This window comes from Cellulosimicrobium cellulans (assembly GCF_001722485.1).
In the GTDB taxonomy this organism is placed as follows: Bacteria; Actinomycetota; Actinomycetes; order Actinomycetales; family Cellulomonadaceae; genus Cellulosimicrobium; species Cellulosimicrobium cellulans_A.
In genome coordinates this window covers 16,932-27,104 of the sequence record NZ_LWGL01000030.1, presented here as the reverse complement: position 1 = coordinate 27,104, position 10,173 = coordinate 16,932, and the positions used below count along the sequence as shown (strand labels likewise).

Below are 10,173 nucleotides of genomic sequence, written 5' to 3'. Positions count from 1 at the left end.
GTCCGTCGGCGGGCGGCGGCGGCGCGGCACGCCGCCCACCCTGCCCGACCTCGGTGACGGGCCGAGCCTCGCGCGCGGCGTGCTGCACGCGCTGGTCGTGCGGCCCGCGTGGGGCGTCGTGGGCGCGGGCCTCTTCCTCGTCTCGAGCCTGTTCGCCGCCCAGGGAGCCGTCACCGGGTTCCTCTGGGGACGTGCCGTCGAGGACGTGGGCGCAGGCGCGGGCTTCCCCGCACCGCTGCTCGTCCCGCTCGCGGTGCTGCTCGTCGTCGCGCCGCTGTGCCTCGCCCGGGCGCTGTACGTGTACCCGCGCTGGTGGGTCGAGGTCCTCCTGCGCGTACGGATGGCCGTCATGGCCGGGCAGACGCGCCAGCAGCGCCTGACGGCCACCCCGCCGGGCGAGGTCGTCGCCCGCGCGATGGACGCCGACCGCTTCGTCCGGTACGCCGACCGGTGGGTCGACTTCGTCAACGGCCTGGTCATCGCCGGGGTCACGGCCCTCCTCAGCGGTTCGTGGCTCGCGGGCGCCGTCCTGCTCGCCGTCATGGTCGTCTCCGCCGCGGCCTCCGCCCTCGGGCGCCCGATCGCCGGCCGCTCCGCGACGCACTCGTCGGCCGCCCGCGCACGGTTCGGTCGCGCGCTCGTCTCGGCCCTCGACGCCGCCCGCACCGTCAAGCTCGCCGCCCGCACGCCGCAGGTGCACGCGCACCTGCACCACGTGGACGCCGGCCGCGTCCGCGCCGCGGTCTTCGAGCACCGCGTGCAGGCCGCGCTCGACGGCGTGCCGCTCGTCATGATCCAGCTCGGCGTCGTCGCCGCCTGGGCCGGCCTGCTCGCCGGGACCTGGGACCTCGCCACCGCCCTGCTCGTCGCGAACGCGGTCAACGGCTTCGGCTGGTTCGGCGTCGTCGCGGGGGCCGTCGTCACCGAGGCGCCGGGCACGCGCTCGTGGCAGCGTGCGACGAGCCGGTTCGCCGCGGGCACCGACCTCATGGACCTGCCGCGCGACGTCGACCTCGTCGCCGGTGCCGCGCCCGTCCCGTCGCCCGTCGACCGGCAGCCCCTGGACCGGCTCGACCTCGCCGGGGTCACCGCCGTGCACGACGACGGCACGATCGGCGTCCAGGGCGTCGACCTCTCCGTGCGCCGGGGCGAGCTCGTGCTGCTGCTCGGCCAGGTGGGATCCGGCAAGTCGAGCCTGCTCGCGGCGCTCGCCGGGCTCATGGAGCACACCGGCGCCATCCGCTGGAACGGCACCGACGTCGTCGACGCGCAGGTGTTCCTGCGCCCCGGGCAGGTGTCGTACGTCGCCCAGGTGCCGCGCGTCCTCTCCGGGACCTTCGCGGACAACGTGCGCCTCGGCCACGACCGCGAGCTGGACGGACCGGTCGCCGCGGCGCGCCTCGAGCGCGACGTCCACGAGGCCGGCGGCCACGAGGCGCTCGTCGGCCATCGCGGCGTCCGGCTGTCGGGCGGACAGGTCCAGCGGCTCGCGCTCGCGCGCGCCCTCGCGACCGACGCCGAGCTGCTCCTCGCCGACGACGTCTCCAGCGCGCTCGACGCCGCGACGGAGATCGAGCTCTGGACCTCCCTGCGCGAGCGCGGGACCACCGTCATCGGCGCGACCTCCAAGCGCGCCGCGCTCGCCCGGGCGGACCGCGTGGTCGTGCTCGACGACGGCGAGGTCGCCGACGTCGGGCCGTGGCGGGAGCTCGCGGCGCGCTGGGGGCACCTCGCGGGCTGAGCGCCGTCCGGGTCGCGGTACGCCGTCGGCACCTCCGCGGAGGAAGGAGCGGGTGCCTGCGCGTGCAGGGTATTGCTGCAAGTTTCTGCAATCGGTACTGTCGGTGACAGCCGCTCACGGAGAAGGTCACGGTCGACGTCGCCCGCTGGTGGACGCGTCGCCGCGCACTCGCCGGCGGTCCCGTTCCCACCCCTGGACGAGGGAGTCCTCATGACCTCCACGCCGCGACGGCGTCCGCCGTCGCCGACCGCGTCACCCGGTCACCCCACCCGATCGCGCGCCGCTCGGGCGACCGCGTCGGCCGCCGCGCTCGCGCTCGCGAGCACCACGTTCGCCGGTCTCACCGTCGCCGCGCTCGCGGCGCCCGCCGCAGGCGACGACCGCACCGCCGCCCTCGTGGGCGACCTCCAGTCCGAGCTCGGCTGCGCCGCCGACTGGGACCCCGCCTGCGCCGCGACCGAGCTCGCGCCGACCGGCACCCCCGGCGTCTGGTCCGCCGAGTTCGACGTCCCCGCCGGCACCTGGCAGTACAAGGTCGCCATGGACGACGCGTGGGACGAGGCGTACGGCCGCGACGGCGGTTCGGAGATCGCCCCGCTCGTGCTCGGCGGGGACACGCGCGTGCGCGTGACGTTCGACGACGCGACGCGACGCATCGCGCTCACGCCGCTCGGCCTCGCGGGGGAGTACGACGCCGGGCAGGACGCCGCGCTCGTCGTCCCGCCCGTGCGCCAGCCCGGCTCCGACGAGCGGTTCTACTTCGTCATGACCGACCGGTTCGCGAACGGCGACCCGTCGAACGACGCCGCCGGCCTCGGGGACGACCCGCTCGTGTCCGGCTTCGACCCGACGAACAAGGGCTTCTACCAGGGCGGCGACATCGCGGGCCTGCGCGAGAACCTCGACTACGTCGAGGGCCTCGGCACGACCGCGATCTGGCTCACGCCGTCGTTCAAGAACCAGCCCGTCCAGGGCACCGGCGCCGACGCGTCCGCCGGGTACCACGGCTACTGGATCACCGACTTCACGCAGATCGACCCGCACCTCGGCACCAACGCCGAGCTCGAGGCCCTCATCGACGAGGCGCACGAGCGCGGGATCAAGGTCTACTTCGACATCATCACCAACCACACGGCCGACGTCATCGACTACGAGGAGAAGCAGTACTCCTACGTCGACCAGGCGACGTCGCCCTACCGCGACGCGGCGGGGAACGTCTTCGACCCGGCCACGTACGCGGGCACCGACGACTTCCCGGAGCTCGACCCGGCGACGTCGTTCCCGTACACGCCGTTCGTGCCGGCGGGCAAGGAGGACCTCAAGGTCCCGTCGTGGCTCAACGACACGACGCTCTACCACAACCGCGGCAACTCGACGTGGACGGGGGAGTCGGTGACGTACGGCGACTTCGACGGCCTCGACGACCTCATGACCGAGCACCCCACGGTCGTCGACGGGTTCGTCGACGTCTACCAGGACTGGATCGACCTCGGCATCGACGGCTTCCGCATCGACACCGTCAAGCACGTCGACTTCCCGTTCTGGGAGCGCTGGACCACGGAGGTCCTCGACCACGCGCACGCGCAGGGCAAGGACGAGTTCTTCATGTTCGGCGAGGTCTACGACGCCGACGCCGCGAAGCTCTCGCCGTACGTGCGCCGCACCGACATGAGCTCGACGCTCGACTTCGCGTTCCAGTCGGCCGCGACGAGCTTCGCGAGCGGCAACAGCGCGAAGGGCCTCGCGTCGCTGTTCGCGAGCGACGACCTCTACACGACGCCCGACACGTCGGCGACGGCGCTGCCGACGTTCCTCGGCAACCACGACATGGGCCGCGTCGGCTACATGCTCGCGAGCACCGACGACCCGCTCGCGCGCGACGAGCTCGCGCACGAGCTCATGTACCTCACGCGCGGCCAGCCGGTCGTGTACTACGGCGACGAGCAGGGCTTCGCGGGGACGGGCGGCGACAAGGACGCGCGCCAGACCCTCTTCGCGACGCAGGTCGCCGAGTACGCCGACCAGCCGCTCGTCACGGGCGAGCAGGCCGGCAGCGTCGACCGCTTCGGCACCGACGCGCCGCTCTACGAGCACATCGCGTCGCTCGCGGCGCTGCGCGACGCGCACCCGGCGCTCGCGACGGGCGCCCAGCTCGAGCGGTACGTGGAGAACGGGGCGGGCGTCTACGCGTTCAGCCGCGTGGACCGCGAGGAGAAGGTCGAGCACCTCGTCGCGCTGAACAACGCGTCGGAGGCGCGCGAGGCGACGTTCACGACGCTCACGCCCGGCGCCTCCTACGCCGTGCTCCACGGCGAGGGCGAGCCCGTCACCGCGGACGCCGACGGCACGGTGACGCTGAGCGTCCCGGCGACGTCCGCCGTCGTGCTCGTGGCCGACCGCGAGGTCGGTGCCGACTCCTCCGGCGAGATCGCCGTGACCGTCCCGACCGCCGGCGCGGGCGTCACCGGCGTCGCGCCCGTCGCGGCGACGGTCGACGCCGACGCGTGGGCGGAGACGTCGTTCGCGTGGCGCGAGGTGGGTTCGGAGGCGTGGACGCCCCTTGGCACGGCCGAGGACACGACGCCGCGGGTCTTCCACGACGTGACCGGCCTGCCCGAGGGCACGCTCGTCGAGTACCGCGCCGTGACGACCGACGCCGACGGCGACCGCGCCGCCGCGTCGACCTTCGCGAGCGTCGGGGTCGACGTCACCGGGACCGTCACCGAGGAGCCCGAGCCCGAGATCGACCTCGTCACCGTGCCCGGCAGCCACAACGCGGCGATGGGCTGCGCGGGCGACTGGGCCCCGGGCTGCGAGGCCGCGAGGCTCACGCAGCGCCCGGACGGCGTGTACGAGGGGACGTTCGACGTCCCCGCCGGCACGTACGAGTACAAGGTCGCGATCAACGGGTCGTGGACCGTGAACTACGGCGTCGGCGGCGTGCCGGACGGCGGCAACGCGACGTACACGACCGACGGCGGGCCGGTGACCTTCTACTGGGACCCGGTGAGCAAGGACTTCTCCAGCACCGCGCAGGGCCCGCTCGTCACGCTGCCCGGCTCGTTCCAGGACCAGGTCGGGTGCCCGGGCACGTGGGCGCCCGACTGCCTCGCGTCGTGGCTCAAGGACCCCGACGGCGACGGCACCTACACCTGGTCGACGGACGACCTCGCGGCGGGCGCGTACGAGACCAAGGTCGCGCACGGCCTGAGCTGGGCCGAGAACTACGGCGTCGGAGGCGCGCCCGGCGGCGCGAACTACCAGTTCTCCGTCGGCGACGGCGAGACGGTCACGTTCACGTACGACGTCGCGACGCACGTGCTCGAGATCGGCGGCGAGCCGCAGGGCGGCGACGACCTCGCGGTCGCCGTCGAGGCGGAGGCGCGCTGCCTCGCGGGCAAGGCGTACCTCGCCGTCCGTGCGGCGAACGACGATGCGGTCCCGGTGCACGTGCGCCTCGAGACGCCGTACGGCGCGCACGCCGCCGGAACCGTGCAGCCGGGCCGGAACGCGTACCGGGCGTTCGCGGTCCGGGCGGGGACGGCCGAGGCGGGCGAGGCGACCGTGACGGCGACCGCGACGGTCGACGGCGAGGAGGTCACCTCGACGTTCACCGCGCCCTACGAGGAGCTGAGCTGCTCCTGACGCCGGGGTAGAGCCCGGTCGCACGAGGCAGAGCCCTGGTCCGAGGCCAGGGCTTTGCCTCGTGGACCAGGGCACTACCTCGCGGTCCGGGCCTCTACCTCGCGGGACCGGGACTCTCCCGCGCGAGCGTGGTCTCGCAGGGCCGGCGGGTCAGCGGAAGACGACGGTGCGGTGGCCGTCGAGCAGGACGCGGTGCTCCGCGTGCCACCGGACCGCGCGGGCGAGCGTCTGGCGCTCGACGTCCTCGCCGATCGCGACGAGGTCCTCGACCCGGCGCGAGTGGTCGACACGCTCGACGTCCTGCTCGATGATCGGGCCCTCGTCGAGGTCGCCGGTGACGTAGTGCGACGTCGCGCCGATGAGCTTCACGCCGCGGTCGTGGGCCTGCGCGTAGGGGCGCGCGCCCTTGAAGCTCGGCAGGAACGAGTGGTGGATGTTGATGATCCGCCCGGGCATCTCGCGGCACAGGTCGTCCGAGAGGATCTGCATGTACCGCGCGAGGACGACGAGCTCGACGTCGAGCTCGGCGACGAGCTCGCGCAGCCGCGCCTCCGCGGCCGGCTTGGTGTCGCGGGTCACGGGGACGTGGTGGAACGGCTTGCCGTAGAACGTCGCGATGTCCTGCAGGTCCGTGTGGTTCCCGACGACGCCGACGACGTCGATCGGCATCGCCTGGGACCGCTCGCGGTACAGCAGGTCGACGAGGCAGTGCGGGGCCCGCGACACCATGAGCAGCGTGCGCACGCGCCGCCCGACGACGTCGAGGTCCCAGCGCATCGAGAACCGCTCCGCGACCGGGGTCAGGGCCTCGACGATCTGCTCGCGGGACGCGGCCGCCTCCACCTGCACGCGCATGAAGAACAGGCCCGACAGCGGGTCGCCGAACTGCTGCGACTCGGTGATGTTGCCACCGAGCCGGGCGAGCGCACCCGCCACGGCGTGCACGATCCCGGGCCCGTCCGGGCACGAGAGGGTGAGGACCCAGTGCTGCGGGGCGGTGGGGCTGGGCTCCGCGACGCCGCCGAGAGGGGCGTCCGGCGAGGTGGAGAGCGCTGACGTGGACACCCTCCGAGGGTAGCCGCGGCACGACGCCGTCCGGCCCGCCCGTCCTCTCCGCGGACATCACCCCGGGCACGCGCCGTGAGGCGACCGCATCTCTGCGACGATGGATCCATGAACGACGCGCAGATCACCACCCGCCTCGTCACGGACGCCGAGGCCGGCGAGCTCCTGACCCTGCGGCGGGCGGCGTTCGTCACCGAGGCGCAGCTGTACGGCGACCCGAACATCCCGCCGCTGACGCAGACGCTCCACGAGCTGCGGGACGACCTCGCGCGCGAGGACGTCGTGACCATCGGTGCGTGGCTCGGCCCGCGCCTCGTCGGGTCGGTGCGCGTCGAGATCGAGGGGACGAAGGCGACGCTCGGCCGGCTCGCCGTCGCGCCCGACATGCAGGGCCGCGGCATCGGCACCCAGATGCTCTTCGAGGTGCTGCCGTACCTGCCCGAGCAGACGTCGGAGATCTGGGTCTTCACCGGCAAGGACTCGAAGCAGAACCTCGCGCTGTACACGCGGCACGGGTACGAGGAGCAGTACGACAAGGCGGCGGGGGACCTCACGTACACGTACCTGCGCCGCATCCTCGGCGAGGCGGAGGCGCGCAACCTCGCCGGTTCGGACGCGCTCGCCGACCACGACTGAGCGCGGCGCCTCCGGGGTCCGGCCCGGGCACGGAGCGCGGCGCAGAGTTCACGCCGCCGTAACGCCGCGGGTCTTGTGCCGGGCGACCGGGCGTCCGGACGATGGAGCATGCGGACGCGACCCCTGGTCGTCGCGCTGGTCGTCACGGTGGCCCTCACCGGGGCGGCCGTCGTGATCCACGGCGCGGACGGACCCTCACGTGGACCTCTCACCTGGTCGGACGAGTTCGACGGTCCGGCCGGCACACCGCCCGACCCGAGCAGGTGGCGGTACGACCTCGGCGGCGACGGCTGGGGCAACGGCGAGCTCCAGCGCTACACCGACAGCACGCGCAACGCGGCGCACGACGGCGAGGGCCACCTCGTCATCACCGCGCGGCGCGAGAACCACGACGGTGCGACGTGCCACTACGGCTCGTGCGAGTTCACGTCCGCCCGCCTGCTGACGGCCGGCCTCTTCGAGCAGCGCTACGGCACGTTCGAGGCGCGGATCAAGGTCCCGCGCGGGCAGGGGATGTGGCCGGCGTTCTGGATGCTCGGCCGCGACGTCCACACGACCGACCCGTGGCCGACGAGCGGCGAGATCGACGTCATGGAGAACGTCGGCAAGGAGCCGGGCACGGTGTGGGGGAGCCTGCACATGCCGGGGCGGTCCGGGGCGAACTCGGTGACGGCCTCGTCCGTCCTCCCGGAGGGCAGCGCCTTCGCGGACGACTTCCACGTCTACACGGTGGACTGGCGGCCCGGGTCGGTCACGTGGTCGGTCGACGGCGAGACGTACGCGCACGTCACGCCCGACGACGTCGACGACGGGCGGTGGGTGTTCGACGACGACCCGTTCTTCCTGATCCTCAACCTCGCGGTCGGCGGGGTCTGGCCCGGACCGCCGGACGGCTCGACGCAGCTCCCGCAGCAGATGCTCGTCGACTGGGTGCGGGTCTACGCCGGCACCGACGAGCCGCCGGACGACGACTCGACCGGCACCCCCGCGGGTACGGGCGAGGGCGAGGACCGCGCCGAGGACCGGGCCGGGGACGACGGCTCCGGTGCGCCGGAGGACGGGGCCACCCCGGCGGCGCGGCCGATCCGGGGTCTCGCGGGCAGGTGCATCGGCGTGCCCGGTGACGCCGCGGTCGCCGGCACGCCGATCGTGCTGGAGACGTGCGACGACGGCCCCGGCCAGCAGTGGACGTTCGCGCCCGACGGCACGGTGCGCGCGCTCGGCCTGTGCATGGAGGTCGCCGGCGGGTCCACGGCGGACGGCGCGGCGGTGCAGCTCGCGACGTGCTCGGGGGCGCGGGCCCAGCAGCTCGTGCTGACGCCCGCCGCCGACCTCGTCAGCGTCCCGGCCGACCGGTGCGTCGACGTGCGCGACGCGTCCACCGCCGACGGCGCCCCGCTCCAGACGTGGACCTGCGCCGGCACCGAGAACCAGAAGTGGTGGCTCGGCTGATCAGCCGTCACCGCAGACGTCGACGTCCTCCGCGTACCGCAGCCACGACGGCAGGTCCTCGAGGAACGCGTCGCGCACCTCGGGCGAGCCAGCGGCCCGCCAGTCGACGTCGTCGTTGATCTCGATCTCGAACTTGGCCCACTCGAACCAGTTGATCATCTTGAGCTGCGGGTACTCCTCGTGGGTGCGCTCGGAGAACACCTGCCGCCACCACGCCCGCTTGACGTCGAGCTCGTCGGCGCCGTCCCGCGACGGGGTGTAGATCGCCGACGTCTCCGGGATCGCGACCGGGTGACCGTGCTCGACGCCGTAGACCTGGTAGAAGTCCGGGATGGCGGCGTCGTCGCCCGCGGTGCCGACGTACGTGCCGGTCAGCATCGCGAGGAACTTGCCGTCCTCGGTCACCTCGTTGTTGCCCCACGGGCGCTGGTTGCCCCAGTGGTAGAGCGAGATGCCGACCCAGTCCACCGCGTCGTCCCCGGGGAAGTACGGCAGGTAGGTGTCGTCCGCCATCGTCACCGCGCCGTCGCCGTCGGTGTCGAGCGCGGCGTGGTCGGGCGTGCCCGGCAGGGCCGCGAACTGGCCTCCGGTGAAGGGGTACCCGCCGCCGTAGTTCGGCGCCCACATCATCGACGTCCCCGGTGCGCGCTCGTGCACCGCGGCCGCGACGCGGCGGAACGTCTCGACGTACTTCGCGGGCTGCTGTCCCCACGCGTACCACGAGCCGTTCATCTCGTGGGCGAAGCGCAGCACGACGGGGACGCCGTCCGCGTTGAGGGCCCGCAGGTCCTCGGCGAGCCGGTCCACGACCTCGTCGCCGATCGTGTCGAGGCCGCCGTGCGGCTCGAGCGTGAGCAGCAGGACACCGCCGTTCTCCTCGACCTGGCCCACGGCCCCGACCGTGTGCTCCCACGTCGCGTCGTCGTAGGGGATGTCGGAGAACTGGACGGCGACCGCGGGCGCGTGCCCGAGGTCCTGCCGGTGCTCGGCGAGCGTCTCCGCCTCCCAGTCGAGGTTGACCCCGAGGAGCGCGCCCTGCTCGGGCACGACCGCGTCGGCGTCCGCCATGCAGGCCGGCGCGGGAGCGCCCGGCAGCGACGGCGTGACACGCGTGAAGCCGTAGCCCACGGCGCTCACCCCGAGCGCCATGACGACGAGCGGCACGACCATCCCGAGGCGGCGACGGCGCGTGCGCCGGGGATGCAGGACGAAGACGGGCCCGTCCCCGGACGGGACCTCGGGCGGGCGCCCGTTCACGGGGTCCCCGCCGTCGCGAGAGCCGCGGCACGCCCGCCGTACACGCGGGTGACGAGGTCGAGCCGCAGCGCGGCGTGCGCGTGCGCGACGGCGCGCGACAGGCCGTGGAGGCGCAGGTCGCCACCGGCGGCGCGGGCGACGCGGCCGAGGTCGAGCACGCCGGCCACGCCGGAGGGCGTGACGCGGTCGACCGCGGAGACGTCGAGGAGAACGAGGACGGGGCCGTCGACGACCGCGGCGGCGACCTGCGCGCGCAGCGCGAGGACCGCTCGGGCGTCGAGGTGGCCGACGAGGACGAGGTCGGCGGTGCGCGGGTGGGCGACCGACGGGGCGAGGGCGGGGGAGGAGGTGCTGGCGGTCATGGCCACGGTGAGCTC

The 10,173-nt window shown here is 74.0% G+C and carries 6 protein-coding genes and 1 pseudogene; 4 read left to right on the top strand and 3 right to left on the bottom strand.

Going from position 1 to position 10,173, the window contains the following annotated elements; translation table 11 throughout:
* On the top strand, positions 1-1,741 hold a 1,741-nt coding region (locus JZ5iCDA_RS05665; protein ID WP_139122970.1), incomplete at its 5' end, for an ATP-binding cassette domain-containing protein.
* 210 nt (positions 1,742-1,951) lie between these two features.
* A pseudogene (locus JZ5iCDA_RS05660) lies at positions 1,952-5,071 on the top strand (pullulanase X25 domain-containing protein); the annotation flags it as partial.
* Positions 5,072-5,536: 465 nt separating this feature from the next.
* Here the strand turns inward: JZ5iCDA_RS05660 and purU are convergent.
* Positions 5,537-6,451, bottom strand: a complete 915-nt coding sequence (gene purU, locus JZ5iCDA_RS05655; protein ID WP_069386274.1) for a formyltetrahydrofolate deformylase — start codon at positions 6,449-6,451, stop codon at positions 5,537-5,539.
* A 108-nt stretch (positions 6,452-6,559) separates the two neighbouring features.
* Here purU and JZ5iCDA_RS05650 point away from each other — a divergent pair, with 108 nt between their 5' ends.
* Both JZ5iCDA_RS05650 and JZ5iCDA_RS05645 read left to right on the top strand, forming a co-directional pair.
* Entirely contained in the window at positions 6,560-7,087 is a 528-nt protein-coding gene (locus tag JZ5iCDA_RS05650; protein ID WP_069386273.1) for a GNAT family N-acetyltransferase, read from the top strand.
* Positions 7,088-7,195: 108 nt separating this feature from the next.
* Positions 7,196-8,539, top strand: a complete 1,344-nt coding sequence (locus tag JZ5iCDA_RS05645; RefSeq protein WP_069386272.1) for a family 16 glycosylhydrolase — start codon at positions 7,196-7,198, stop codon at positions 8,537-8,539.
* On the opposite strand, the gene JZ5iCDA_RS05640 is transcribed toward JZ5iCDA_RS05645, so the two are convergent.
* Both JZ5iCDA_RS05640 and JZ5iCDA_RS05635 read right to left on the bottom strand, forming a co-directional pair.
* Positions 8,540-9,796, bottom strand: coding sequence for a glycoside hydrolase family 26 protein (locus JZ5iCDA_RS05640; RefSeq protein WP_069386271.1), 1,257 nt, complete (start codon positions 9,794-9,796; stop codon positions 8,540-8,542).
* Positions 9,793-10,158 carry an STAS domain-containing protein gene (locus JZ5iCDA_RS05635; RefSeq protein WP_069386270.1) on the bottom strand — a complete coding sequence of 122 codons (366 nt, stop codon included), beginning with the start codon at positions 10,156-10,158 and terminating at the stop codon, positions 9,793-9,795. The genes JZ5iCDA_RS05640 and JZ5iCDA_RS05635 overlap by 4 nt, the downstream gene beginning before the upstream one ends.
* Between the last annotated feature and the right edge of the window lie 15 nt (positions 10,159-10,173).